The sequence below is a fragment of the Acidaminobacterium chupaoyuni genome (genome assembly GCF_047936785.1).
Lineage (GTDB): Bacteria > Bacillota > Clostridia > Oscillospirales > Butyricicoccaceae > Acidaminobacterium > Acidaminobacterium chupaoyuni.
In genome coordinates, this window is record NZ_CP176394.1 from 1,046,911 (window position 1) to 1,073,857 (window position 26,947).

A 26,947-nucleotide genomic window follows, 5' to 3' on the forward strand; every position below is an offset into this window, starting at 1 on the left:
ACGCAGAAAAAACTGAGAAAAAATAAAATGGCGCTCTGAGCAAAAGAGAAATTCGGGCAAAAAAACGAGGCTCCCACGCACAAAACAAGAGCCTATGCGCGGTGACGGCGCGGCCGAAAAGTTTTTTGTAAAAATCGCTTTGGCAGCGTTCAAACCGGCGTATTAATCGGTGACGGCATGAGCACAGGTATATTGCAGGCATATTTTAAATATTTTTTGTGTGCTGCCGCTCATTTTTTCGTTTCATTGGGGGGCAGCAGCACAATGGGTGTTTTTGTGAAGATACAAAAACAAAGCAGGCATAAAAAATGCCTGCCTTGTTTTGATGATTAAGTTTTGATTTGTGCCTGAATTCATAAAAAACTATTCTTCGTCTTCGGCTTCTTCTAAAAGCTTGCGGTCGGTTTTATCCAGCTGAAGCCGAGCGAAAAGATCGGGCCTGCGATTGCGGGTGCGCAGCAACGATTGCAGCCGGCGCCACTTGGCGATATTCGCGTGATGGCCCGAAAGCAAAATTTCGGGCACAGGGCGATCGTGCCACACCTCGGGCCGCGTATATTGGGGATATTCCAAAACCCCCGCATAGTGGCTTTCTTCGGTAAAACAGGCGTCATCCGCCAATACGCCGGGAACCATGCGGCAAACGGCGTCGGCGATGACCATAGAGGCCAGCTCGCCTCCGGTCAAAACAAAATCGCCGATGGAGATTTCTTCATCGACGCATTCATCGATGAAGCGCTGGTCAATGCCTTCATAATGGCCGCAGACAATGATAAAGCGCTCGCGCTGCAGCAAGGTTCGCGCCGTTTGCTGGGTGAAGGTTTTGCCTTGCGGCGCCATTAAAATGGTGTGCACTTTTTCACCGCCGCAAACTTCGTTCCAGCAGCGATAAAGCGGGTCGCACTGCATCACCATGCCCATCCCGCCGCCATAAGGGTAATCATCCGTGCGGCGATGCTTATCCGAAGAATAATCGCGGATATTATGGGCGTGAATTTCGATGAGCCCCGCTTCCTGCCCGCGGCCGATGATGCTTTGGGCCATGGCGTGTTCGATCATTTCGGGGAACAAGGTCAAAATATCAATCTTCATGGGGCAACATTCCTTGAATGGTATTTAAAAAGATCCGGCGGCTTTCAAAATCGATATGATCCATAAATTCATCCACCGCGGGGATCAGAATTTCATTGTTTTCGCCTTGGATCACATAAAGATCAGAAGAGGGCATCTCCTGAAAATCTTTCAAAACGCCCAGCACAGCTTGTGTGCGGTTGTCAAACACCTCAAACCCTAAAATATCTGCAATATAATATTCGTCTTCGGGCAGAGAAACCTGTTCTTTATCAAAGAAGACAAGTTTGTTTTTCAGCGCTTCGGCCTGTTCCAAGGTGGTCACACCCTCTAATTTCACCAGAAGGAACTGCTTGTGAGGGCGGCTTTGCAAAAGGGGATAGGCGGTGCCCTCGATATATAAAGCGGGAATTTCTTCAAAGAACTCGGGGCCATCGCACCAGGGGTCGATTTTTAATTCTCCACGGACGCCATGGGTGTTGATGATGCGCCCACATTCCAGAAGTTCGGGCATAGCTGCCACTCCTTTCATTTTCAAACAAAAAGCACGGCGGAAAGACCGCCGCGCTTTCAACGCCTCAATCGAGAATATCAACTGAAGTGCGCATATTTTCGCGCAAACCGGCAGCTTTGATCAGAGTTCGAATCTCTTTTGCAATGCGGCCCTGTCTGCCGATCACCTTGCCCATGTCTGCCTGCGCCACACGCAGCTGAAGTGTCATGGTATCGCCGTTGACGATGGCTTCCACAGAAACTGCTTCGGGATCATCAACAAGGTGTTCGGCGATATAAGAAAGAAGTTCTTTCATCGTGGCACGTCCTTTCGATTAAAGAGCGCCGGCTTTTTTCAGAAGAGCGCGGACAGTGTCTGTGGGCTGAGCGCCGTTCTTGATCCACTGCTGAGCACGCTCCGCGTCAACTTTGATCTCAACGGGAGTTACCAGAGGATTATACAGGCCGATTTCTTCAATAAATCTGCCATCTCTGGGATAACGGGAATCCGCTACCACGATACGATAGAAAGGAGCTTTTTTAGCGCCCATTCTTCTCAGTCTGATCTTAACCATTATTTTCACCTCCGTAATTCATATCTGTTTCTCTTTACAAATAAACATTTGCAAGCGGTTTAAAAAGGCATTTTAAAGCCTTTCAGGCCCCTCATTTTTTTCTTGCCGCTGCCGGCAAGCTGTTTCATCATCAGCTGGGTGGCTTCGAACTGTTTTAAAAGACGGTTGAGGTCTTCCACCTTCTGGCCACTGCCTGCGGCGATGCGCTTTTTGCGGGAATAATTTAAAACATCCGGGTTATCCCGTTCATAAGGGGTCATAGATTGGATCAGCGCTTTTGTGCGCCCCAGAACTTTTTCATCGACCTGCATGCCGCTGAGGGCTTTTCCGCCCATGTTCCCGGGGAGCATCCCCATGATATCCGACATGCTGCCCATGTCTTTCATCTGGTTAAGCTGATCGTAAAAATCTGTCAGAGTCAGTTTGCCCGAGCGCATCTTTTTTTCAAGTTCCTGCGCTTTCTTTTCGTCAAAGTTCTGCTGGGCTTTTTCGATCAGACTCATGACATCGCCCATCCCCAGCAGGCGGGAAGCCATGCGATCAGGATGGAAGGGTTCAATGGCATCAAGCTTTTCGCCTGTGCCGCAGAATTTGATGGGTTTGCCGGTCACTGCGCGAACGGAAAGGGCCGCGCCGCCGCGGGCATCGCCATCTAACTTGGAAATCAAAACGGAATCGATGCCCAGAGCATCGTTAAAAGCGGAAGCCGCGTTGACGGCATCTTGGCCTGTCATGGCGTCCACTACCAGCATGATCTCATTGGGTTTCAGCTCGGCTTTCAAGCGCTTGAGCTCATCCATCAGCGCTTCATCGATATGCAGACGGCCGGCGGTATCGATCAGCAAAAGATCGTTGCCATGCTGTTTGGCATATTGATAGGCCGCTTTGGCAATTTCCACCGGGTCGCCCTGGCCTTGTTCGAATACCGGGATATCCAGCTGGCCGCCCACCACTTTCAATTGATCGATGGCGGCGGGGCGATAGACATCACAGGCGCAGAGCAGGGGGCGCTTGTTTTCGCGCTTTTTATAATAACCGGCCAATTTTGCGCAGTTGGTGGTTTTGCCGGCGCCCTGAAGGCCCACAAACATCACCACAGTGGGGGGGCTGGAAGCCATCTGGATGCGGCTTTGAGAACCGCCCATCAAGGCTGTCAGTTCTTCGTTAACAATTTTGATCACTTGCTGCGCGGGGGTCAGGCTTTCCAAAATCTCGGTGCCCACCGCACGCTCGGTAACACGGTTGATAAAATCTTTTGCAACTTTAAAATTGACATCCGCTTCTAAAAGCGCCATGCGAATTTCGCGCATTGCCGCGCGCACATCTGTTTCTGTCAGCCTGCCGCGGGAACGCAGTTTTTGAAAAACACCGTTCAGTTTTTCGCTTAATCCTTCAAAAGGCATAAAAACCTCCGTAAAAGCGGTGCGGCCTGATGCCGCCAATGCGAAGCGGGGAACTATTCTGAAAGCTTCCCTGCGATTTGGATGATTTGATCGACTTGTTTTGCAATTTCATAATTGCGTGGGCCGGTGGAATTGGCCATGGCGATCATCGAAGCGGATTGTGTGATCTTTTCGATCTCGGCCTGAATGCCGGCATAGCGGCGCACAAGGCACACACGGTCTTCCGTTTCGCGCAGAATGGTTTCGGCGCGCACAATGGCATCTCGAACACCCTGACGGGTGATCCCGGCGATTTCTGAAATTTCGGTCAGTGAGAGGTCTTCATTATAATAGAGATCAAAAAGCTCTTTTTGTTTTTCCGTCAGCAGTTCACCGTAAAAATCAAACAGCATCGACATGTGAAAAGTATCGCTTTTCATTCTCTGACCTCCTCTCAATGTAAAGGGTCGTGCCTTTACAACAAGGGGTATTTTACAAGAAATATGCGGCTTTGTCAAGGCATATTTGCGAAAAAGTCTGTGAAAATTTGCGAAATTCACAGGATTGATGCAATTTGTAAAGCCTAAAAGCTTTACAAAATTAAAAATCTTCTCAAAAAGCTCGAAAATAGCGAAGAAAAAAGAAAAAACAGGCTTTTAAAAATCAAGCAAACAGGTAAAAACAGGTAAACATTAGACCGCACGGCAAAAAAGCCGCGGGGGAGTTCCCTTGAATAATCAAAGGTGATGTGATATGCTAAAAAATATCGGAAAGCCGGTAAAATCTTAAAGAAGCAGGATTTATTTTATGTCACAATATCATTATGTTTCTTTTCCGAAATTATCAGACCATGTTTTCACCTTCAACCGCACGGCGGTTTCTTTGGGACCGCTGCAAATCCGCTGGTATGGGGTGATTTTGACGCTGGGGTTCATTCTCGGCGCGCTTTATTTAATGAAGCGCGCAAAACAATTCGGCACAGATTCGGATACTCTGGTGGATCTGCTGCTCTGGCTGCTGCCGTGCTCGATTTTGGGCGCGCGGTTTTATTATGTGTTTCACCAATGGGGCTATTATAAGACCCATTTAAGCGAGATCCCCCGCATTTGGGAAGGCGGCCTTGCCATTTATGGCGGCGTGATCGTGGGCGTTCTGGTGATTTATTTCTTTGGCCGCAGCAAGAAACGCACATTTGACACCTTAAATTTTTTGGATCTTGCCGCGCTGGGGCTGATGATCGGCCAGATCATCGGCCGCTGGGGCAACTTCGTCAACGGCGAAGCCTTCGGCACCGCCACTTCTTTGCCCTGGGGCATGGTGATCTCACAGGAAATGACCAAAGCGGGAACCGCTGTTCATCCTACTTTTCTTTATGAATCACTGTGGAACCTGGCGGGCTTCCTTGTTTTGCATTTCTATTCCCGCCGCAGAAAGTTCAAAGGCGAGATCTTCGCCTGGTATGGCGTGTGGTATGGGCTGGGCCGTGCCTGGATCGAGGGCCTGCGCACAGACAGCCTTTATATTTTGAATACGCAGCTTCGCGTATCGCAGGTGCTGAGTTTTGCCATCTTTGCGGTGGCGGCGATTTTTCTCATTATTCTGTATTCCACCAAAAAATATCGCGGAAGCAAAATTTTCGATTTGACGCCCTGTAAAAAAACGCAGGAAGCCGATGAAAACCAGCCGAGCGAAGAATAAAAAAGAGAAAATAGAGAGTGAGTGGATGAAAAATGGAAAATTTGCTGTTGGCCTTTCGGGTCGTGCTGCCCCTGTTCCTAACCATGGCGGTGGGCTATTTTTTGCGCCGAAGAGGCATGGTGGATGAGCCGCTGCTGCAAAAATTGAACAGCCTCGTGTTTAAGGTGTTTCTGCCAATGCTGCTGTTCGAAAACATTTATTCATCCGATGTGGAATCGCTGCTGAACCCCAAGGTGATTATCACCGCGGTGGTCATTGTGCTGGTGCTGTTTGTGGCGCTTTGCCTCATTGTTCCGCTGATCGAAAAAGACGGAAAAAAACGCGGCGTCATCGTGCAGGGCATTTTCAGAAGCAACTATATCATTTTCGGAATGCCCATCGTGGCAGGCGTTTTTGGCGATAAGGGCATCGGCGTTGTTTCCATCACCTCGGCATTCGTCATCCCGATGTTTAATGTATTGAGTGTTGCCGCGCTGGAGGCTTTCAGTCACGGCGCTGTGGATAAAAAGAAAATTGCCAAAGGCATTGCCAAAAATCCGCTGATCATTGCTTCTTTGCTGGGGGTCGCCGCGCTGTTCAGCGGCATCACCATCCCCGAAGCCATTAATAAGGTTTTTGTGGATTTCGGCAAAGTGGCTACGCCGTTAGGGCTGATGAGCCTGGGCGGGTTCTTCAAATTCGAAGATACCAGACACTGCATCAAGCAGCTGGTGATCATCGTGGTGGGCCGCCTGATCCTTTGCCCGCTGATTTTTTTGCCCATTGTGATCGCTATGGGGTTCCGCGGGGTGGAACTGATGGCGCTTGCCACCATGCTGGGCGCGCCCATCGCCGTTTCTTCTTTCATCATGGCGCAGCAGCAGGGGGCCGACAGCGAGCTTGCGGGGCAGGCGGTGGCTTATACCACTCTTTTATCGGTGGTCACCATGTTCTTCATCGTTTTTGGGCTGAAGCAATCGGGGCTGATTTAACCGGAATGAACATGAAAAAAGCCGAAACAGGAATTTCCTGTTTCGGCTTTTCTTTGTAACTCTGAATTATGCGGCGTGCTTTTTATAGTAGATGGAAGAAATCCAAACCACCACGGCGCACAGCGCCAAATAAAGGATAAACAGCGAATTCTGAAGGCCGCCGGAAAGAATGATCAGCGAACCGATCATCGCCATAATGGGGCAGATCAGGCCGCGCATCTTGCTTTTGATTTCGCCCGATTTCCACAGCTTGATCACGCGGGAATATAACACCAGATAAAGCAGATAGCTGATGGCGATGGAAATTTCGGAAACATCGCTGTTGGGCAGAAGATTAAAGCGCATGGTCACATAATGGATCGCCATCCAGAAGAAGGAGATCGCATAGGCGAAAATGGCGGAAGCCACGGGAGTTCCCCATTTTTCATGGAGCTTGGAAAGCTTTTCGGAACCGGGCATCATGCCTTTGCGCAGCGCCAGAGAATAGGGCAGGCGGATAAAGCCAAGAACCAAACCGTTGACGGTGCCCATCACAGAGATGATCACAAACACGGTGATGGCTTTTGCGAAGAAGGAACCCAGAAGGTTTTCTGCCGCAACGGCCACATGGGCATCTTCCAGCGCCATGACCTGTTCGGGGCCCACATAGCTGGTCACGCCGATAAAATATGTAACATAGATCACAAGGATCAGCAGGGGGGCGATGGTCAGCGCCAAAGGCAGGTTGCGTTTGGCGTTTTTCACTTCATGAGAAATCGAGGTGGAAACGACCCAGCCATCATAAGAATAGGCAATGGGGCCGATGGCGGCAAGCCAAGTGGCGCCAGCCACCGCGCTGGTAGAAGCGTTTTTCAGGCCCGCGATGGGGTCGCCCCAGATGATGCCGCCCACCGCCAGCAGAACCAGGGGGATCAGCTTGATGATGGTGGCAGCGTTCTGCATCACCGCGCCCAGCTTCGGCGAGAGCACATTATATAAGAAGCATAAGGTGCAGAAAACCATGCCGATGAGGATCTGAAGCCCCAGAGAGCCTTTGATGTTGAACAAAATGCAGGTGTAGATGCCCACCACCCAGGAAACCACCGCGGTGATGGTGGGATAGTAAATAAAAGTCTGGAACCAGCCGAAAGCACAGGCGGTTTTTTTGCCGCAGAACTGGTCGGCATAAGTGATGATGCCGCCGGGTTCATCTGTGCGCGAAGCAAGTTCGCTGAGTGTGAGGCCGCCGAAAACGATGGCCACAGCCGCCAAAACAAAAACCAACACGCCTAAAGAGATGCTTCCGCCAGTAGCTTTCAAAATGTTATCGCTTTTGAAGAAAATGCCGGAGCCGATGCAGATGCCGATGATCATCGTGATAGCTGTAAAAAGGCCATACTTTTCTTTTGCAGGTTTCATTTAGAATCCTCTCTCTTTCTATCTAACAGAGTGGCGAACGCTGTGGCAAATTTTGACGAAACTCCCCCCTACGCACCATGATTTAGTAAGAAAATGGTAGCAGATTAAAGCGGTGATGTCAATAGAAATCCTACAAGATAAAAAAGTAACGATCTTGCATAAACGCTGTGTTCCGCGGGCTTTGCGCAAAAGCGCCGGAGAATTGAAAAATGCTTGTCAGGAAAAACAGACTGTGCTACCATAAAAACAAAAGCGAAAGCGAAAGGGAGCGGGAATAAAACATGACAAGAGAAGAAGCCTGGCAGCTGCTCAACCAATATAACCACGAAGAATTTCATTTGCGCCACGCCGAAGTGGTGGAAGGCGCCATGCGCTATTTCGCCAAAGATCTGGGGTATGGCGATGAAGTGGAATTCTGGGGCATGGTGGGTCTGCTGCATGATCTTGATTTTGAACAGTATCCGCAGGAACATTGTGTGAAAAGCCAGCAGATCATGCGTGAGCATGGGCTGGAAGAACGCCTGATCCATGCCACGGCCAGCCATGGCTATGGCCTTTGCTGCGATGTGAAGCCCGAGCATGAAATGGAAAAGGTTCTTTTCGCGGTGGATGAACTGACAGGGCTTTTGGGCGCGGCGGCGCGGATGCGCCCCTCGAAGAGCGTCAGTGATCTGGAACTTTCTTCGGCTAAAAAGAAGTTTAAGGATAAAAAGTTCGCCGCGGGCTGTTCGCGCGATGTGATCACCCAGGGCGCAGAAATGCTGGGGTGGAGCCTGGACGAACTGATCGAAAAAACCATTTTGGCCATGCGCGAAGACCCCAGAAATTAAGAAAAGCTCCGCCGTATTTGAAGCGGCCGGAAGGAAATGTCATCCCAAAGCCTGTTTCCGTTTTGAAGCGGAGACAGGCTTTTTTCACCCAAAGAGCAAAGGAACTCAAAACAGGCTCAGCTGGGGTTCGGCGCGGTGATCTTCATAGCGCTTTAAATAAGCGAGCGCTTCCTGCGGGCGATAGATCACCTGATGGGCGCGGCATTCCCGCTCGAAAATTTCCATCAGCCGCGCCGCGTGAGGGCTTGGGCATTCATAACGGTTGCCGAAAGCGCGGAGATAGCGTTCCTTCATGCCGGGGAAATGCTCTTCTAATTTCTGATAAAAATATTGACGGCTGCCATCGCGCAGGGTGACGCCCATGCCGAAAGTGACGATGGCTTTGACTTTTGCCTTGAAGCAATCGGAAAGAATGCCCCGCAGATTTTCTTCGGAATCATTGATGAAAGGCAAAATAGGGCAAAGCCAGACAGCGGTGTCGATGCCGGTTTCCGCCACGGTTTTCAGCATGGCCGCGCGGGAAGCGGTGGAACAGACATTGGGTTCGATCAGACCGCAAAGCGTTTCATCATAGGTGGTCAGGGTGGTGCAGACCACGGTTTTAGCTTTTTGATCGATCTTTTGCAAAAGCGGCAGATCGCGCAAAAGAAGATCTGATTTTGTCAAAATCGAAAGGCCGAAACCATATTCTTCAATGATCTCAAGGCAGCGGCGGGTCAGGCATTCGGTGGCTTCCAGCGGCAGATAGGGGTCGCACATGGAACCGGTGGCGATCACGCAGCGGTTTCGTTTGCGGCGCAGGGTCTGTTCCAGCAGCTGGGGTGCGTTGCGCTTGATTTCGATATCTTCAAAACGATGCTTCATTTGATAACAGGTGCTTCGGGAATCGCAGTATATGCAGCCATGGGTGCAGCCGCGGTAAAGATTCATGCCGCCCGTGGCCGAAAGAATGCCTTTGACCACTGCGTCATGCATCATCGACGCCCTCCTGTTCTTCTAAAAGATAATGGAGCATCCGCTCGGGGTTTTCCAAAAAAGTGTGCGTTAAACGATAAGGCTCGGTCTGGCGGTATTCCACGGGATGGATGCCCCGGGAGGAAAGCTCCAGGATCTCGGCTTGGGGATAGGCCAGAAGAATAGGGGAATGGGTGGCAACGATCAGCTGAGAGGCGCTGTTTACCAGGCGCTGCATTTCTACCAGCAGGGTCATCAGCCGGCTGACGGAAAGCGCGGCCTCGGGTTCATCCAAAAGGTAAAGGCCGCTGCCGCTGAAACGGTTCCGGATCAAGGCCAAAAAGCTTTCGCCGTGAGATTGCTCATGCAGAGAAAGGCCGCCATAGCTGCCCCGCAGATCCAGCTCATCAATATTGCTGGCCACATTATAAAAGCTTTCGGCGCGCAGAAAAAAGCCGTCTTTCGGATAGCGCCCTCTTACCGTTGACAGGGCTTCATAAAGCTGAGAATGGGTCGCCCGGGTGGAAAAATTGAAATTCCGCGTGCCGCCTTCGGCGTTGAAGCCCGCGGCGACCGCGATCGCTTCTAAAAGGGTGGATTTGCCCGAACCGTTTTCGCCCACCAGAAAAGTGACCGGCCGATGAAACGCCAGCCCGCCCTGACGGATGATCGCGCCAATGGCGGGCAAGGCGCGAAGATAAGGCTCTGTTATTTTGACGCTGTCGATGCGGATCGAGCGGATAAAGTTATTTTCCAACACCATCACCTCTTTTTCATCATACCATACCACAAGAAAAAGAACAAGCGTTCTGTTTTATATGACAAAAAAGGGGAAGTGTGTAAAAATCAGGCAAACGGGCGAGGTTGTCTATAGTAAAAATAAAAAGGCGTGATATGCTGAACATAAAGAAGAAAGGGGATAAAAACATGAAGATCTTTCAAAGAGTAAAAGCATCTTTTTTGATGGTTTCGGTGCTGTGCATCGTGCTGGGCGTTTGCCTGATCATTTGGCCCCAGATTTCGGCTTTGACGATTTGTTATCTGGCGGGCGCTTTGATTTTGGCGGGCGGCGTTGCCCAGATCATCGCATATTTCCGCTGTGATGTTTTCGGCATTCCGCTCAGTTCCACTTTTGCGCTGGGCCTGCTCAACGCGGTGGTGGGGCTTCTGCTGATCCTTCATCCGGGCGGAGCGCTGACTTTGCTGCCCGTGGTCATGGGCATTTTCATCGTGATCGACGGCGTTTTCAAGCTGCAAACGGCCCTCGATGCCAAAAGGGCGCTGCTTTCAAAATGGTGGCTGCTGTTCTTGATGGCGATGGTGGATTGTCTGCTGGGCATCCTGCTGGTATGCAACCCCTTCGAGGGCGCGGCGGCGCTGATGATCTGGCTGGGTATCACGCTGGTGACAGACGGTGTGCTGAATATCTGGTCGGCGTTTTATATTTCGCGCTTTGTGAAAAACACCATGCCGAGGCAGACAATCTTTATCGAATCCGACAGCAAAAAACTCTAACACGAAATGATTGAAGAAACCGCAAAACGACGAAAGTTGTTTTGCGGTTTTTTTATGGAACGCAAGCCCTTTCCTTGCACCGCCGCGTTTTTTATGATAAACTGAAACTAATTTTAAGAAGCGGAGGCTGCATTATGGCGCAGTTCACCAAGCGGGCAATCATCGAATCTTTTGTGATGCTGCTCAATGAAATGCCTTTTGATAAAATCACAGTGAAAGATATTGTGGATCGCTGCGGCGTCAACCGCAACACCTTTTATTATTACTTTCAAGATATTTACGCGCTTTTAGATGAAGTGTTCCGAACCGAGACCGAAAAGGTCATTTTAGAAAACAACCTGTTCGATTCCTGGCAGGAAGGCATTCTGCAATCCATCGGGTTTGTGTTCGAAAACAAAACGGCCATCCGCCATTTATATGGCTCGCTCAACCGCGAGCGGCTGGAAAGATATCTTTATGATGTGACGGGCAGCATCATGATGCGCTATGTGGAAAAAGAAGCGGAAGGGCTTGACGCCGCGCCGGAAGATATCAAGGTGATCGCCGAATTTTATAAATTCGCGCTGGTGGGCATGGCGCTGGATTGGATCGGCAGCGGCATGAAGCATGATGTTTCAAATGTGATCAACCGCATGGGCATTTTGCTGGATGGAAGCATCCGCGCCGCCCTGGAACGCAGCATCGGCCCAAGAGAGCAGCTCCCCCAGTAAAAACCGAAAATCAGACAAATCCTCCGGGATGCCTAAAAAATAGACAATAGAAACGCCGTGTATGAATTTCATACACGGCGCTTTTTTTGTCCGTGGTGGGCGGAAGCAAAGAACAATACAATAGAACAGGATTCAAAAAGAGTTCAAAAACAATCATGCACGGGGGAGTTGCTATGGCGGTTACTTTTACAGCAGAGTCGGTTACTGCGGGGCAGCCCGATAAACTTTGCGATCTTATCGCCGAAAAAATTTTAGATGAGACCCTGAAGCAGGACCCTCAGGCCTATGTGGGATGCGAAGCGGCGGTGAGCGGAAACAATGTAACCATCATGGGTGAAATCACCTCGGCCGCAAAGATATCTTATGAGGATGTGGCGCGCGGGGCCATCGCCCAGGCGGGCTATGAAACGCCGGGCCTTGGGTTCGATGCCCAGACCTGCGGTGTTACCACCCAGATACGCGAACAATCGGAAGATATCGCGCGGGGCATTTTAAGAAAAGATCCCTTCAGCAGCGGCGCCGGAGATCAGGGAGAGGTTTTTGGATATGCCTGCTGTGAAACGGCGGATTTCATGCCTTTGCCCATCACGCTGGCCCATCGCCTGGCAAGACGCCTTGAAAAAGCGAGAAGAGAAGGCGAGATAGCCTATCTCAGGCCCGATGGCAGAGCGCAGATCACCATGGAATATACAGACAGCCGCCCCCAGCGCATCGCGGCCATCATCCTTTCGGCACAGCACACGCCATGGATGAAAACCGAGCAGCTTCGCGCGGAACTGGCGCAGAAGATCATTTCGAAAACCATCGGGGAAGAGTGGATCGACGATCAAACACAGATCTATATCAACCCCACGGGCCGGTTCGTTCTTGGCGGCCCCGCCGCCCATGTGGGGCTGACGGGCCGAAAGCAAACGGTGGATGCTTATGGCGGCGCGGTGCCCCAAAGCGGTTCGCTTGCGGGCAAAGATCCTTCCAAGATCCATCGCAGCGCGGCGTACGCGGCGCGTTATCTGGCCAAAAATTTTGTGGCCGCTGGGCTTGCCAAACGCTGTGAGATCCGCCTTGCCTATGCCATGGGCCTTGCCGATCCCATATCGCTGAATGTGGAATGCTTCCACACCGAAACCACAAAAGAAGAACGCCTGAAAAAATTCGCGGAAGAACTGATGGATCTGCGGCCGGCGGCCATTTCAGAGCGGTTCGGGCTGAGAAGGCCGATTTATGAAAAACTTTCGTGTTATGGCCATTTTGGCGAAAACGCCGCGGAAATGCCTTGGGAACAAATCGATCTGTTCTAAGCAGGCGGCGGCTTTCAAAAAATATCGAGTCAACAAAATCGGTTTTGCAAAGGAACGCTTTTTGCAAAGCCGATTTGGTGAGATAAAGGAGGAAATCGTTTATGATTCATTTCGGAAGATGGGTGGCGAAGCACCGTGCCACAATTCTGATCATCGCGGTGCTTTTGCTGATTCCGTCTGTGTTCGGTATTCTGCATACGCGTATCAATTATGATATGCTGACCTATTTGCCCAAAAACATCGACACGGTAAAAGGGCAGGATATCCTGTTGAGTGATTTCAACAAAGGCGCGTTTTCACTGGTCATGGTAGAAGGCATGGAGCCCAAGCAGGTGGCTCAGCTGAAAGCCAAATTCGAAAAAATCGACCATGTGGAATCGGTGATCTGGTATGACAGCGTGCTGGATATCACCATCCCAAAAGAGATGCTGCCGCAGAAATACTATGACGCTTTCAACAAGGGTGATTCCACCATGATGGCGGTGTTCTTCGATACTTCCACCTCGGCGGATGAAACCATGGATACCATTTCGCAGATGCGCAGCGTTGCCGGCAAGCAATGTTATATTTCGGGCATGAGCGCGCTGGTCACCGATTTGAAGGCCCTGTGTGAACGCGAAGAACCCATCTATGTGGGTCTGGCCGTTTTGCTGGCCTGCGTGGCCATGATGGTCTTCATGGATTCCTGGCTGATCCCGTTCTTCTTTTTGGCCAGCATCGGCATAGCGATCATTTGGAATCTGGGAACCAATTTCTTCATGGGAGAGATTTCTTACATCACAAAAGCGCTTTCGGCCGTGCTTCAGCTGGGCGTTACCATGGATTATTCCATCTTCCTGTGGCACAGCTATTCCGAACAGCGCGATCGCTTCGGCCATGACCGCGGCGAAGCGATGGCCCACGCCATTTCCAACACCATCACCGCGGTGATCGGCAGCTCCATCACCACCGTGGCCGGGTTTATTGCCCTTTGCTTTATGAGCTTCACCTTGGGCAGCGACTTGGGCATCGTTATGGCAAAAGGCGTGATCTTCGGCGTGATCGGCTGCGTCACCACGCTGCCGGCCATCATTCTGATTTTTGATAAAGCAATTGAAAAAACCCGCCACCGCACCTTATTGCCTTCGATGGATAAGATCGCGGCGTTTGTCACAAGCCACGGCTGGATCTTCATTGTGATCTTCCTTGTGGTGATGGTGCCTGCCTTCTATGGCTACCGCCACACACAGGTCTATTATAACCTGGGCGACACCATGCCGAAGGATATGGCCTATATGGTGGCCAATTCCAAACTGGAAGACGAATATAACATGGCTTCCACGCACATGATCCTGGCGAATTCTTCCATGAGTTCCAAAGACACCCGGTCGATGCTCAATGACATCGAAAAGGTGAAGGGCGTTCGGTTCTCCCTTGGTCTTGATTCTCTGGTGGGCGCGGAAGTGCCGCAGGAGATCGTGCCCGATTCCATCAAGAAAGTGATGGAAAGCGATCAATGGAAACTGATCCTCGTGGGCTCGGAATATAAAGTGGCCAGCGACGAAGTCAACAAGCAGGTCACAGAGATCAACAAAATCGTGAAAAGCTATGATAAAAAAAGCATGCTGATCGGCGAAGCGCCCTGCACAAAGGATATGATCACCATCACCGATCACGATTTTAAAGTGGTGGATGCCATTTCCATCGCGGCCATCTTCCTCATCATTGCGCTGGTGCTCAAATCCATCACGCTGCCGTTTATTCTGGTGGCTGTCATCGAATTTGCTATTTTCATCAATTTGGGCATTCCTTATTATATGGGAACCTCGCTGCCGTTTGTGGCGCCGATCTGCATCAGCACCATTCAGCTGGGCGCAACGGTCGATTACGCGATCTTAATGACCACACGCTATAAACAGGAACGCGGGGCCGGCATGGGCAAAAAAGAATCCATCACCACAGCGCTTACGGTTTCCATTCCGTCGATCATCGTCAGCGCCATGGGCTTCTTTGCCGCCACCTTCGGCGTGGGTCTTTATTCCGATATCGATATCATCGGCTCAATGTGTAATTTGATGGCTCGCGGCGCGATCATCAGTATGTTCTCGGTCATCTTTATTTTGCCGGCGCTGTTTATGATCTTCGACCATGTGATCTGCAACACCAGCATCGGCTTCAAAAATCAATTTAAAAAATCGGAGGCGCTTACAAAATGAATCGTAATATGAATCGAATCGTATCCGCTTTTCTGGCCGCGGCTGTTTTGGCCGGCGGCACGGGCATGATGGTTCACGCCCAGAAAGCGGAAACCGCACAAGCGGCAAAAACAAGCAGCTCAGCCACCCTGCTTCGCTCGGAAGAAGGCAAAAACACCAAGAAAGAAACGGTTTATGTGCTTTCTGATGCGCAGGGAACCGCTCAGAAGATCATCGTCAGCGATTGGCTGAAAAACCCCGAAGGGGCGCAGACCATCAAAGACAAGGGCGATGTGAAAGATATTGTCAATGTCAAAGGCGATGAAAGCTACACCATGGATGGCGATTCCATGCGCGTGTGGGATGCCAAGGGCAACGATATTTATTATCAGGGCACCACGGAAAAAGATCTGCCGGTTACCATGAAAGTGACTTATCAGCTGGATGGCAAAACCGTTTCGCCCGAAGAACTGGCCGGCAAAAGCGGCAAATTGAAAATTTCCATCGAATATGAAAACCATGAAGCCCGCCAGGTGATGGTGAACGGCAGCAAAGAGACAGTTTATGTTCCTTTCGCCATGGTGACAGGCACCATGCTTGAAAACGACAGCGCCAAAAACATCGCGGTTTCCAACGGCAAGATCATTAACGACGGCAACCGCACCATTGTGATGGGCTTTGCAATGCCGGGCCTGCAGGAAAGCCTGGGCATTTCGAAAGATAAAATCGATATCCCCAACACGGTAGAGATCACAGCGGAGGTGGAAGATTTCTCGCTGGATACCATTCTGACTTTTGCCACGAACGATCTGCTCAATCAGCTGAACCTCGATAAAGTGGCGGATGCTTCCGATCTTTCCGATTCCCTCAGCCAGCTGAGCAGCGCCTCGCTTCAGCTGGTGGATGGTTCCTCCGCTTTGTATGACGGCCTGAGCACTTTGCTTGAAAAATCCGATGCGCTCATTTCGGGCATCGATCAGCTGGCCGCAGGTTCCAAAGCGCTGGAAAGCGGCGCTGTGACCCTTGCGGGCGGCGCACAGCAGCTGCAAAGCGGCATGAATGATTTGCAGACAGGGCTGAAAACGCTGACAGGCAACAACAAATCGCTGACCGATGGCGCAGCCACCGTGTTCAACACCATGCTGAAAACAGCCAATACTCAGTTGACGGCGGCGGGCCTTCAGGTTCCCGCGCTGACCATTGAAAATTATCAAACCGTTTTGAAGAATGTGCTGTCTTCCATGGATGCGCAGAAAGTGTATCAGCTGGCCTATAATACCGCCAAGGCAAAGGTCACACAGGCTGTTTCCGCCCAGAGCGCGACGATCGAAGGAAAAGTGAAAGAAGCCGTGAAGGCCCAGGTCGTCACAGGTGTGCTGCAGGCAACGGGCAACAATATGACGGCGGAACAATACGCACAGGCCATCGCGGCCGGCAAGATCCCCGCTGAAAAGCAGGCGGCCATCGAAGCGGCGGTGGCTTTGAAAATGAACAGCAGCGAGATCCAGCAGAAAATCAAAGAAGCCACAGCGGCGCAGATCAATTCCATCGTAGAAGAAAAAATGAAGAGCGCGGAAGTGACCCAGCAGATCCAGGCGGCGGTGGCTTCGGCGGGCAGCGGAACAGACGCGATCTCTCAGCTGCTCAATCAGCTCAACAGCTATAACCAGTTCTATCAGGGCCTGATCGCCTATACAAACGGCGTTTCCTCCGCTTATGAAGGCAGCGGAAAACTCAGCGCGGGTGTCGGCCAGCTTGCGGGCGGCGCATCTTCTCTGGCAAAAGGCGCCGGCACACTCAACAGCGGCGTGGCTGCGCTGCAGCAGGGCAGCAATGCTCTGGTAGACGGCGTGGGCCAGCTGAAGGATGGCGCAATGCAGCTTTCCGACGGCATGAAGAAGTTTAACGAAGAAGGCATCCAGAAGCTTGTCAAAGCGTTTGACGGAGATCTGAAGGGCCTGACCGATCGCCTGAAGGCGCTGGTGGATGTTTCGGAAGAATATCAAAGCTTCACCGGTGTGGCCGATGGCATGGATGGCAGCGTGGAATTCATCTATCGCACCGATTCCATCGAAGCCCAGCAGGATAAATAAGGCATATTGCTAAAGCCTCCCTCACAAGCGGCCCCCACAGGCTGTTTGTGAGGGCTTTTTTTATGGTTCATGTGCCAAGGCTTTTCTCGCCAAGAGGCAAGAATTGTGTTATACTAAAGACGCGAATTCTTTGTGAACAGAGAAAACAAAGGAGAATTTATGTTACTTTCAGCCGAAAACTTAGAAAAAAATTATGGCATGAAGCAGCTGCTCAGCGGCGCTTCGCTTTATTTACAGGAAGAAGAGAAAATCGGCATCATCGGCCGAAACGGAACCGGCAAAAGCACCCTGTTGAAAATTTTGGCCGGGGCCGAAGCGCCGGATGCGGGAACGGTGATGCGGAACCCCAATGTGCAGATCTCTTATCTGCCCCAAAACCCTGTGATGGAAGAAAACTCCACCGTTTTGGAACAGGTGTTTCTGCAATATCCCGCCGAGTTTCGCCAGCTGGCCGAATATGAGGCAAAAACCATGCTCACCCGGTTGGGCATCACCGAATTCGACAGGCAGGTGGGAACGCTTTCGGGCGGCCAGCGCAAGCGCGTGGCGCTGGCGGCGGCGCTCATCCATCCCGCGGATGTGCTGATCTTAGATGAACCGACCAACCATTTAGACAGCGAAATGGTCACCTGGCTGGAACAATGGCTGATGCGTTTTTCGGGCGGCATCATCATGGTCACCCATGACCGCTATTTTTTAGAGCATGTGGCCACCAAGATCACCGAGCTTTCGCGGGGCAAGCTGTTTTCTTATGAAGCCAACTATTCAAAATATCTTGAACTGAAAGCCCAGCGCGCCGAAATGGAAGAAGCGGGCGAGCGCAAACGGCAATCGATTTTGCGGCGCGAAGCCCAGTGGATCATGCGCGGGGCGCGGGCCAGAGGCACCAAAAGCCGCGAGCGCATCGAGCGATATGAAGCGCTATCGGCGCAGGAAGCCCCCGAAGAAGAAAGCAAGGTGCAGATGGCCGCGCTGTCTTCCCGCCTGGGGCGCAAAACCATCGAGCTTTCGCATATCAGCAAAAGCTTCGGCGAAAAAAAGGTCATCGAAGATTTTTCCTATGGCATCCTGCGCGGCGACCGCATTGGCATCGTGGGCCCCAACGGGGCCGGAAAATCCACCCTGCTCAACCTCATCGCCCAGCGGTTTTTGCCCGATGAAGGCGAAATCGAGCGGGGCGCCACGGTGAAGATCGGTTATTTCACCCAGGAAGGCCGCGAAATGGATCCGCAAATGCGCGTTTATGATTATATCCGCGAGATCGCCGAGCAGGTGGAAACGGCCGAAGGCACTTTTTCGGCTTCGCAAATGCTGGAACGCTTTTTGTTTGACGGCGACCTTCAATATTCGCTCATCGGCCGCCTGAGCGGCGGTGAAAAGCGCCGCCTGTTTCTGCTGGCGGTGCTGATGCAGGCGCCGAACATCCTGCTGCTGGATGAACCCACCAATGATCTGGATATTGAAACGCTGGGCATTCTGGAAGAATATTTAGAAGATTTCCCCGGCGCGGTGATCGCCGTTTCCCATGATCGCTATTTTCTGGATAAAATCGCCGACACCATTTTTGAAGTGGATGGCAGCGGAAAGATCCTGCGGTATACCGGCAATTACAGCGATTATGCCGAAAAACGGCGCGAGACCGAAAAAACCGAAAAAAAGAAAGCGGAACCCCAGAACGAAAAAAACAGAAAAGAGCGCCCGGCAGCCCCCCAGAAGCTGAAATTTTCCTTCAAAGAACAGCGCGAATTCGAACAGATCGATGAAGAGATCGCAGGGCTTGAAGAACGCCTGAAAAAATGTGAGGCGGCGCTGGCGGAAAACGCGGCGGATTATGTGAAGCTGGAAGAGCTGACGGCGCAGAAAGAAGAACTGGAGCGCCTGCTGGAAGAAAAGACCGACCGTTGGGTGTATCTGAACGAACTGGCGGAAAAAATAGCCGAACAAAAAGAATCATAAAACATAACGGTGCGGCTGCCGTTTGGAAAAATCAAAGAGAAAGGGCCTGTTGAAATGTCCATTGAAAAGGTAAGAACCTATTTTAAAACATTCGGAAAAGAACATGATATCCTCGAATTTGAAGAATCCAGCGCCACGGTGAAGCTGGCGGCGGAAGCGCTGAATTGCGAAGAAGGGCGCATCGCCAAAACTCTTTCTTTCCATGGGCCCGAGCAGGTGCTTCTGATTGTGGCCGCGGGCGACAGGAAAATCGACAACGCCAAATATAAGGCGCGGTTCCACACCAAGGCCAAGATGCTGGGCGCGGAAGAAGTGGAAACCCTGACAGGCCATGCGGTGGGCGGTGTCTGCCCCTTCGCAAACCCCGAAGGGGTGGAAGTTTATCTGGATGATTCTCTCAAAGAATATCAAACCGTGTTTCCCGCCTGCGGCAGCGGGAACAGCGCCATTGAGCTGACGCCCGATCAGCTTTTCGATTATGCGGCGGCCAAAGGCTGGGTGGATGTTTGCAAAGCACAGGAAAGATAGAAAAAAGCAGAAGGAAAAAATCCTTCTGCTTTTTTTATGTTTTATGGCGCGCGTTAGTTCGCTTTTTGAAACTGGCGGTAATTGACCACACAGATCACGGCGGCGATGGCAAACGCCGTGCCCGAAGCGACAAAGGGCAGTTTGCTGTTATAGGCATAGATGAAGCCCGCGAACAGAGGGCCGCCGATCATGCCCAGCGATTTTGCGGCGGTGTAAAGCCCCGCAATGGAACCGCTGGATTGCGCGGAAGCGTTTTGGGCCGCCAGCGTCTGCTGCATGGGCAGCCACACCGCGTTGAACGCGAAAAAGATGATGTTGGCCACAACGATGGAGAAAGCGCTGTTCATCATCACGCAGACGAAGGGCATTGCGGCGCAGATGGATAACACGGCGATGATGGATTTGCGCAGATTGGTGTGCGCAGCCAGCCACATGTTCACGGTGAAATTGGCGGTGAGGGCGATCAGCCCGATCACGGCCTTGACCAAACCGTTATAAGAAGGCGGAAAATTCAGTTCGGCTTTCATGAAATAATTGAAGGCGTTGTCGTGGGCCATGCTGGCAAAGCTGGTGAAAAACACAGAGACCAAAAACACCAGCATGGGCGCGGTGAGCACCTTGCGGGCATCCATCAGCGCTTTGAACGGGTTGATCGAAGCTTTTTCCAGCGAGGGATGGCGCTCTGTCTGCGGTTCGGCCAGAATAAACTGCATCACCGCGCAGCAGGTGACGATCACGGCCACCTGCGCCACAAAACAGGCAGAGATGGAATGATCGCCGATCAGCCCGCCCACAAGATAACCGAAAGAGCCCGAAAGCGTTTGGCTCGCGGCCAGATAAGCCAGATAGCGCGAGCGGTTTTTCTCGGTGGTGAAATCCACCACATAGGCCATGGAAGTGACGGTGAAGCCGCCCATAAAACCGCCGGCCACGAAGCGGCCGATGAGAATGCCCACCCAGGTGGAAGAGATACCGAAGATCACCTGCCCCAGCGCATAGCCGGTGGCGGTGATGCCCATGGTGGGGATTTTGCCATATTTATCGGAAATGCGCCCCCACATGGGCGAAAACAGAAAGGTTGCCGTTGCCATGGTGGCAAACGCGGTTCCAAACATGTGATCGGGCAGACCCAGGTTTTGAAACAGCGTGGGCGTGACGGGATGAACAAAGTTGGAAGCCAGCGAGATCAGCACGATCAGGGTGAAAAAACGCGGCGCGCTGATCTTTTTCAGGGAAGTGGCAGAATTCAAAATAAAGCCCCCTAAGCGTTGCAAAGTTCGCGGAGAACAGCTTTCAAAAGTTCATAGCAGCGGGCGTAAGAATCCAGTTCCATCCGTTCATCGGGGGAATGGGCGCCGCTGGAATTGCAGCACATGGTCACAAGATCCACACCGGGCAGGCGCTTTTGGAAAATGCCGCATTCCAGGCCGCCGTGGGTGGCCACCACCTTGCCTTTTTTGCCGTTGAGTTTTTCATAGCAGTTCAAAAGCGTCTGGCGCAGGGCGGAATGCTTTTCAATTTCCCAACTGTCATAATCATCGTGGTGGCGCACCGCCGCCCCCGCGAACTGGGCCAGTGTTTCAAGGCGCAGAGCCATATCTTCGCGATAAGCATCGTTGCTTGAACGCATGGAGATCACGAGGGTCACATTCTTTTCATCGGTGTGCACGCTGGCGAAGTTTTCAGAAGCCACCACACGGTTATCCATGGTCAGGTCGCGAAGCTGCGGCCCGTTGGGCACAAGCGTCATCAGCCTTAAAAGCAGATCGGTGGAACGCGAGGTGATCACCGAAATATCACAGGCCGCCGCGGTTTCGGTTTCAATGTGGAAAGCCGAATCCTGGGGCATCAGCTGGCCGGCGATGGCCTTTTCGGTGGCTTTGATCGCATCCAGCGCGGTTTGCAGCTGGGTGGATTCCAGCACGATCTGCGCGTCGCATTCGCGGGGGATGGCGTTGGCCTTGTCGCCGCCGTCGATCTGCGCCACACAGCAATGGGTGCTGCGGAAAACATTATAAAGGATGCGCGCCATCAGCTGGTTGGCGTTGCCCAGATATTTGTGGATCAGGCCGCCCGAATGGCCGCCGGAAAGCCCGCGCAGGCGCAGCGTGAGGGGAATGCCATGCATGGTTTCGCGGTGGATGGGCAAAACAAGGTCGGTCACCTGGCCGCCGGCGCTGCCGCAGCAGAAAGTGCCTTCGGGGCCGCAATCCAGGTTCAAAAGGCGGCGGCCGCTGATGCGGTCGAATTCCAGATTGTGCGCGCCGATGAGCCCCACTTCTTCACAGGCCGTGAAAACGCATTCCAGCGGGGGATGGATCAGAGAATCATCGGTGAGAATGGCCATCATCCAGGAAACGGCCACGCCGTTATCCGCGCCCAGCGTGGTGCCGTTTGCGCGAAGGATGTTGCCTTCCAGCACAAGCTGGATGGGGTCTTTCTTAAAATCGTGTTCTACATTCTGATTTTTTTCACATACCATATCGGTATGCCCCTGAAGAACGATGGGGGGCAGATTTTCATAACCTTTTGAAGCGGGCTTGGTGATATAAACATTCCAGGCCTGATCACGGTAAGCATTCAAACCATTTTGCGCGGCAAAGGCCATTAAGTAATCGGAAATCGCTTCTTCATTGCCCGAACCGCGGGGAATCGCGCTGATTTCTTCAAAATAGCGAAGGGCCGCCCGGGGCTCGTGTTCACTGAGAATATACTGCATAAAATAACCTCCCGAAGCCGCATGGTTTCGCGGCTTATCAAAATCTATTTCTTATTATATCTATGTTTCTCCGTTCTGTCTATGGCGAGAAAAAGCTTTGGTGATATGTATAAGAATTGCGTGCTGTTTTTTGGTTGACTTTTTTGTAAAAAGATTTATAATAAAGATATAAGTGTACTAATACACATAGTACAGAATTTTAAAGAAAGGGGAGTAGGAATGATCACGATCGATTATAAAGACCGCCGGCCCATTTATGAACAGATCGTCGCCGAGATCGAAGATCTGGCGGCCAAGGGAACTATGGGCGAAAATGCCCAGCTGCCTTCTGTTCGCCAGCTGGCCATGGAACTTTCCATCAATCCCAACACCATACAAAAGGCCTATTCCCTGCTTGAAAAAAGCGGGGTCATCTACACCGTGAAAGGCAAAGGCAATTTCATTGCCGAAAACGCCGAGGGTTTAAGAAAAGAAAAACTGGCCGCGATCCACAGCGAGCTTTATGAACTGGTGAAGCAGGCCATGCAGCTGGGTGAAACACCGCAGCAGATCCGCCAATGGCTGGCAGAAATGACGGATGAGGGGGGCAACAAAGCATGATCCAGGCAATGGATGTATCGAAAAATTTCGGCGGGATCCGCGCGATCGACCGTGTTTCGGCCGAAATCAAAAACGGAAGTGTGTTTGGGCTGATCGGCAGCAACGGCGCCGGCAAATCCACTTTTTTAAGGCTGGCGGCGGGCATTTTAAAGCCTGACAGCGGCCGCATCGAGATCGATGGCGAAAGCATTTTTGAAAACACCAGGATCAAAGAGAAATTCTTTTATATTTCCGATGAACAGTTTTTCTATCCCAATGCCACACCGGCGGAAATGAAGAATTTTTATGCCAAGATCTATACCAAATTCGATCAGCAGCGGTTCCATAAGCTGATGAAAAGCTTTGGTCTGGAAGAAAACAGAAAGATCAACACTTTTTCAAAGGGCATGAAAAAACAGGTTTCGGTGATCTGCGGCGTTTGCGCCATGACAGATTACCTGTTTTGCGATGAAACCTTCGACGGGCTCGACCCGGTGGCGCGCCAGGCGGTGAAGGCCATTTTCGCCGGCGATGTGGCCGAGCGGAACATGACGCCTGTGATCGCTTCCCATAACCTGCGCGAACTGGAAGATATCTGCGATCATGTGGGGCTTTTGCATCGCGGCGGCATTCTGTTTTCGAAAGATCTGGATGACATGAAACTGGGCATCCACAAGCTGCAATGCGTTTTCGACACCGCGATGAAGAAAGAAGATTTCGCGCCGCTGGAAGTCATGCAGATGGAGCAGCGCGGCAGCCTTTATACCATCACGGCCCGGGCCGACCGCGAAACGGTGGAAAAGCGGCTTCAAGAGATGCGCCCTGTGTTCTTTGAAATTCTGCCGTTATCCCTTGAAGAAATCTTTATCAGTGAAACGGAGGTGTGCGGATATGACATCAAATCGCTTATTCTTTGATCGCCGCATGATCCATGAAAAGCTGCGGTCGAACACCTGGATGACCACGCTGTTTACGGTTCTGGGCTTTTTCATCCTGCCCGTGCCCGCGGTCTATGGCGTGCAGCGTTATCTGGAAGCCGCGGAATCGCCCCACGGCTATGATCTGGAATATGCCCGGAAATTTTTGCAGGAGATGTTCAGCCTGAAAAATTTCGGCGTGTGGATTTTGCTTGCCGTTATGGCGGTGATCGCGGCCACGGCGATGTTCCGTTTTATGCACCAGAAAAAACAGGTGGATTTTTATCATTCTCTGCCCATCAGCCGCAAAGCGCTGTTCGGTTCTTCTTATCTTGCGGGCTTTTTGAGCATGATGATCGCCTATTTCAGCAATTTGCTCATCGCGCTGCTGATCGTTTTCAGTATGGGCTGCGGCCGCATCCTTTCGGCAGAGATCATTTTGAAATCTCTGGCGGGGAATCTTGTGATTTTCGCTGCGGTCTATGCCATCACCCTGCTGGCGCACCAGATGGCGGGCACCATGGTGACGGGGCTTTGCTGCACGGGGGTGTTCCTCATCCTGCCGCCGGCTTTCGTGGCCATCTGGGTGGTTTATATGAACCGCATTTTTGAAACCTTTTATCTGGCCGATTCTGTTTTGGAACGCGCCTTTTCGGTGGTTTCGCCCATTGGGCAGGTGATCTTGTGGAGCATTCACAGCATGACGGGCTCGCTGAACGGCATCCTGTGGTGGATCGTGTTTGCGCTGGCCTGTTCCGCGGTGAGCCTGTGGATGTATTGCCGCCGTTCTTCCGAAAGCGCGGGCAAAGCGGTGGCGTTCCCCGCGCCGGCATCCGTCATCAAATATATCACGGTGCTGCTCATCACCCTTTGCGCCGGCGAGCTGTTCCGCGCAGTGGGTTATAACTATCGGGGCGGGTGGATGATCTTCGGGTTCTTCTGCGGCGCCGTGCTTTCTCACTGTCTCATCGAGATCATTTATCATTCCGATTTTAAACAGCTGTTCTGCCACTGGAAAGGGCTTGTGGTGTTTTGCGTGGCGTTCGGGGCGGGTTTTGCCCTGCTTGTCAATAACGCCGACCGCTTTGATGATTTTGTTCCTAAAGAGAATCAGCTGAAATCGATTTCCGTTTATGTGAACGCGCTCAATCAATATAATGAGTTCGACTGGCAAAAGAATATCAGCCGGGATGAACTGGAGCAATCGGATATGGAGCGAAGGCTGAAGCACACAAAGATCGAAGACCCTGCCATGATCCATATGCTGCTGCAGCTGGCAACGAAAACCCGTTCAGGCGAACTTACCGCCGACCCGGAACCTCAAGATGCAGATTCCCTGGGCGCATGGAATAATGATTCCACCCAAATGACGGTCTGCTATGAAAAAACCAGCGGCCGCAAGATCTACCGGCAATATAGCGGCATCCGGTGGGAAGGTGCGCTGCCTTATTTGCAGCAGCTGTATGACACCCCCGAATACCGCAGCTTTTTATATCCGCTTTATACCATCGGCACTTCCCAGGTGAAAGCCGCCGCCATCTATAATGGCAACAGAGAATTTTATAGCCGGGGCGACACAAAGGAGTATACGGAATACGGCGGCTTTGTGCGCGGCACACAGGCGCGCCAGCTGGCCGATATCCTGTTGAAAGAGCTGGAACAGGTGAAAGCCGAACAGATGGAGGAAAATCCGCCGCTGACCTATATCGATTTTTCATGGGATGAGAATTTCAGAAAATCGGATAACAAAACCAATGATTTTCAGCGCCTGCCGGTTTATCCCCAATGCGCGCAGACCATCGCCGTTTTGAAAAACGAAGGGCTTTGGGAACCGCTTACGCTGCTGCCCGAAGATATCAGCGCGGCCTATGTGAGCAACGATAATTATGGCTGGAAAGATATTGTGGAATATAAAGGCAACACCGAAATAGCTTTACCGGCCGCGACGGATAAATATTATCAGGAGATCACCATTACAAATCAGGAGAGCATTGCGCTGCTGCTGAAAAATGCCGTCAGCGAAGAGATGGGCCAAATGGATCCGTTCTTTAAAAGAGATCCGCTGAAGACCAGATTCGATGTAAACAACGATCGGTTCTCTTCGTTCTTTGCAGTCTATCCGGCAGGGAAATTCCCCATGGAAGCATTAAAAACGGTTAAATAACCGCAAAAAAGCAGAAAAACCACTTGGTTTTTCTGCTTTTTTTATGCTTGCTGCGGCAATAAAACGGAACCGCCAAATCTGCCCACAAGAAAATAGAGGGAAGGGCGAGGAAGAAGGCGAGGAAGAAGGCGAGGAAGAAGGCGAGGAAGAAGGCGAGGAAGAAGGGGTAAACGGTTAGGAATGCTTTTCTTCCAGCAGGTCGGTGACCACGGCGCCGGCGATCATCAGCCCTGCCACCGAGGGCACAAACGAGATGCTGCCCGGGGTTTGGCGGCGGCTTGTGTGCACGCGGTCGTTTTCGGCGGCGGGCAGGGGAACCAAAGGTGGCTCGGTGGAAAACAGCACCTTACAGTGGGCGATGCCGCGGGCTTTCAGCTCGCGGCGCATGACCCGCGCCAGAGGACAGACCGAAGTCTTGGTGATATCCGCAATGCGGAAAAGGGAAGGATCCAGCTTGTTGCCGGTGCCCATGCTGCTGATGACGGGAACACCGGCGCGAAAGGCGTTTTCGATCAGAAGCAGTTTGGAAGAAACCGTGTCGATGGCATCGATGATATAATCGTATTTCGAAAAATCAAAGGATGAAGCGGTTTCCTGCTGATAAAAACGACAGACAGGCGTGGCTTCGGCCTGTGGGTTGATATCGCGGATGCGTTCGGCCATCACTTCGGCTTTTTGCCGCCCCAGTGTGCTTTGCAGCGCGATCAGCTGGCGGTTGCAGTTGCTTTCGGCCACGGTGTCGTTATCGCAGAGGGTGATATGGCCTACGCCGGCGCGGGCAAGGCCTTCGGCAACAAAAGAGCCTACGCCCCCCACGCCAAACAGCAAAACGGAAGCCTGCGCCAGGCGGTCAACACCTTGGGGGCCGATCAGCAGCGCTTCACGGGCAAAACGATTCGATTCCATAGAAAAACCTCACAAAA

Annotated in this window: 25 protein-coding genes; 13 read left to right on the top strand and 12 right to left on the bottom strand. The window is 51.8% G+C overall.

All coding sequences use genetic code 11. The features are described from left to right. Positions 1-363: 363 nt before the first annotated feature. The 6 genes from trmD to ylxM form a co-directional block, all read right to left on the bottom strand. Entirely contained in the window at positions 364-1,092 is a 729-nt protein-coding gene (gene trmD / locus ACJA3I_RS04960; RefSeq protein WP_458863656.1) for a tRNA (guanosine(37)-N1)-methyltransferase TrmD, read from the bottom strand. Then, positions 1,082-1,585: a ribosome maturation factor RimM gene (rimM, locus tag ACJA3I_RS04965; protein WP_458863657.1), complete on the bottom strand. Its 504-nt coding sequence runs from the start codon at positions 1,583-1,585 to the stop codon at positions 1,082-1,084. Before rimM ends, trmD begins: the two co-directional genes overlap by 11 nt. Positions 1,586-1,649: 64 nt before the next feature. Further along, positions 1,650-1,880 carry a KH domain-containing protein gene (locus ACJA3I_RS04970; protein ID WP_458863658.1) on the bottom strand — a complete coding sequence of 77 codons (231 nt, stop codon included), beginning with the start codon at positions 1,878-1,880 and terminating at the stop codon, positions 1,650-1,652. 18 nt (positions 1,881-1,898) lie between these two features. Continuing rightward, complete coding sequence (gene rpsP, locus ACJA3I_RS04975; RefSeq protein WP_458863659.1) at positions 1,899-2,138, bottom strand: 30S ribosomal protein S16; 240 nt, start codon at positions 2,136-2,138, stop codon at positions 1,899-1,901. 59 nt (positions 2,139-2,197) lie between these two features. Continuing rightward, positions 2,198-3,541 (bottom strand): signal recognition particle protein, encoded by a 1,344-nt coding sequence (gene ffh / locus ACJA3I_RS04980; RefSeq protein ID WP_458863660.1) that lies wholly within the window; start codon positions 3,539-3,541, stop codon positions 2,198-2,200. Positions 3,542-3,594: 53 nt separating this feature from the next. Next, positions 3,595-3,960 carry a YlxM family DNA-binding protein gene (gene ylxM / locus ACJA3I_RS04985; RefSeq protein WP_458863661.1) on the bottom strand — a complete coding sequence of 122 codons (366 nt, stop codon included), beginning with the start codon at positions 3,958-3,960 and terminating at the stop codon, positions 3,595-3,597. 367 nt (positions 3,961-4,327) lie between these two features. Between ylxM and lgt the strand changes: the two genes are divergently transcribed. Then, positions 4,328-5,218 carry a prolipoprotein diacylglyceryl transferase gene (gene lgt / locus ACJA3I_RS04990; protein WP_458863662.1) on the top strand — a complete coding sequence of 297 codons (891 nt, stop codon included), beginning with the start codon at positions 4,328-4,330 and terminating at the stop codon, positions 5,216-5,218. A gap of 32 nt (positions 5,219-5,250) precedes the next feature. Beyond that, entirely contained in the window at positions 5,251-6,189 is a 939-nt protein-coding gene (locus ACJA3I_RS04995; protein ID WP_458863663.1) for an AEC family transporter, read from the top strand. 66 nt (positions 6,190-6,255) lie between these two features. Here the strand turns inward: ACJA3I_RS04995 and ACJA3I_RS05000 are convergent, their stop codons facing one another. Beyond that, a complete protein-coding gene (locus tag ACJA3I_RS05000; protein ID WP_458863664.1) occupies positions 6,256-7,587 on the bottom strand; it encodes an APC family permease in 1,332 nt (443 codons plus the stop codon). A gap of 281 nt (positions 7,588-7,868) precedes the next feature. Here ACJA3I_RS05000 and ACJA3I_RS05005 point away from each other — a divergent pair, with 281 nt between their 5' ends. Then, positions 7,869-8,417, top strand: coding sequence for a hydrolase (locus ACJA3I_RS05005; protein WP_458863665.1), 549 nt, complete (start codon positions 7,869-7,871; stop codon positions 8,415-8,417). 105 nt (positions 8,418-8,522) lie between these two features. Here ACJA3I_RS05005 and ACJA3I_RS05010 read toward each other — a convergent pair whose 3' ends face one another. Beyond that, a complete protein-coding gene (locus tag ACJA3I_RS05010) occupies positions 8,523-9,392 on the bottom strand; it encodes an SPL family radical SAM protein (RefSeq protein WP_458863824.1) in 870 nt (289 codons plus the stop codon). Beyond that, the gene (locus tag ACJA3I_RS05015) at positions 9,385-10,134 is read right to left on the bottom strand and encodes an AAA family ATPase (protein ID WP_458863825.1); all 750 of its coding nucleotides are present in this window, start codon (positions 10,132-10,134) and stop codon (positions 9,385-9,387) included. Before ACJA3I_RS05015 ends, ACJA3I_RS05010 begins: the two co-directional genes overlap by 8 nt. Positions 10,135-10,298: 164 nt before the next feature. Here ACJA3I_RS05015 and ACJA3I_RS05020 point away from each other — a divergent pair, with 164 nt between their 5' ends. The 7 genes from ACJA3I_RS05020 to ACJA3I_RS05050 all read left to right on the top strand — a co-directional run bounded on the left by ACJA3I_RS05020 (position 10,299) and on the right by ACJA3I_RS05050 (position 19,645). After that, positions 10,299-10,886, top strand: a complete 588-nt coding sequence (locus ACJA3I_RS05020; RefSeq protein WP_458863666.1) for an HdeD family acid-resistance protein — start codon at positions 10,299-10,301, stop codon at positions 10,884-10,886. Positions 10,887-11,020: 134 nt separating this feature from the next. Continuing rightward, on the top strand, positions 11,021-11,596 hold the full coding sequence (locus ACJA3I_RS05025; RefSeq protein ID WP_458863667.1) for a TetR/AcrR family transcriptional regulator: 576 nt from the start codon (positions 11,021-11,023) through the stop codon (positions 11,594-11,596). A gap of 173 nt (positions 11,597-11,769) precedes the next feature. Beyond that, the gene (metK, locus tag ACJA3I_RS05030) at positions 11,770-12,894 is read left to right on the top strand and encodes a methionine adenosyltransferase (protein ID WP_458863668.1); all 1,125 of its coding nucleotides are present in this window, start codon (positions 11,770-11,772) and stop codon (positions 12,892-12,894) included. A 101-nt stretch (positions 12,895-12,995) separates the two neighbouring features. Then, positions 12,996-15,089: an efflux RND transporter permease subunit gene (locus ACJA3I_RS05035; RefSeq protein ID WP_458863669.1), complete on the top strand. Its 2,094-nt coding sequence runs from the start codon at positions 12,996-12,998 to the stop codon at positions 15,087-15,089. Further along, entirely contained in the window at positions 15,086-17,161 is a 2,076-nt protein-coding gene (locus ACJA3I_RS05040; RefSeq protein WP_458863670.1) for a hypothetical protein, read from the top strand. The genes ACJA3I_RS05035 and ACJA3I_RS05040 overlap by 4 nt, the downstream gene beginning before the upstream one ends. 159 nt (positions 17,162-17,320) lie before the next feature. Further along, complete coding sequence (locus tag ACJA3I_RS05045; RefSeq protein WP_458863671.1) at positions 17,321-19,117, top strand: ABC transporter ATP-binding protein; 1,797 nt, start codon at positions 17,321-17,323, stop codon at positions 19,115-19,117. Between the two features lie 54 nt (positions 19,118-19,171). Further along, complete coding sequence (locus ACJA3I_RS05050; protein WP_458863672.1) at positions 19,172-19,645, top strand: YbaK/EbsC family protein; 474 nt, start codon at positions 19,172-19,174, stop codon at positions 19,643-19,645. A 53-nt stretch (positions 19,646-19,698) separates the two neighbouring features. Here ACJA3I_RS05050 and ACJA3I_RS05055 read toward each other — a convergent pair whose 3' ends face one another. Then, a complete protein-coding gene (locus tag ACJA3I_RS05055; protein WP_458863673.1) occupies positions 19,699-20,895 on the bottom strand; it encodes an MFS transporter in 1,197 nt (398 codons plus the stop codon). An 11-nt stretch (positions 20,896-20,906) separates the two neighbouring features. After that, positions 20,907-22,364, bottom strand: coding sequence for a beta-Ala-His dipeptidase (gene pepD, locus ACJA3I_RS05060; protein WP_458863674.1), 1,458 nt, complete (start codon positions 22,362-22,364; stop codon positions 20,907-20,909). A 219-nt stretch (positions 22,365-22,583) separates the two neighbouring features. Between pepD and ACJA3I_RS05065 the strand changes: the two genes are divergently transcribed. From ACJA3I_RS05065 to ACJA3I_RS05075, 3 genes are read left to right on the top strand one after another with little or no spacing between them, the layout of a single operon-like run. Further along, positions 22,584-22,964, top strand: coding sequence for a GntR family transcriptional regulator (locus tag ACJA3I_RS05065; protein ID WP_458863675.1), 381 nt, complete (start codon positions 22,584-22,586; stop codon positions 22,962-22,964). After that, complete coding sequence (locus ACJA3I_RS05070; protein ID WP_458863676.1) at positions 22,961-23,860, top strand: ABC transporter ATP-binding protein; 900 nt, start codon at positions 22,961-22,963, stop codon at positions 23,858-23,860. Before ACJA3I_RS05065 ends, ACJA3I_RS05070 begins: the two co-directional genes overlap by 4 nt. Continuing rightward, complete coding sequence (locus ACJA3I_RS05075) at positions 23,835-26,024, top strand: DUF6449 domain-containing protein (RefSeq protein ID WP_458863677.1); 2,190 nt, start codon at positions 23,835-23,837, stop codon at positions 26,022-26,024. Before ACJA3I_RS05070 ends, ACJA3I_RS05075 begins: the two co-directional genes overlap by 26 nt. 174 nt (positions 26,025-26,198) lie before the next feature. On the opposite strand, the gene ACJA3I_RS05080 is transcribed toward ACJA3I_RS05075, so the two are convergent. Further along, positions 26,199-26,930 carry a tRNA threonylcarbamoyladenosine dehydratase gene (locus ACJA3I_RS05080; protein WP_458863678.1) on the bottom strand — a complete coding sequence of 244 codons (732 nt, stop codon included), beginning with the start codon at positions 26,928-26,930 and terminating at the stop codon, positions 26,199-26,201. Positions 26,931-26,947 lie beyond the last annotated feature (17 nt).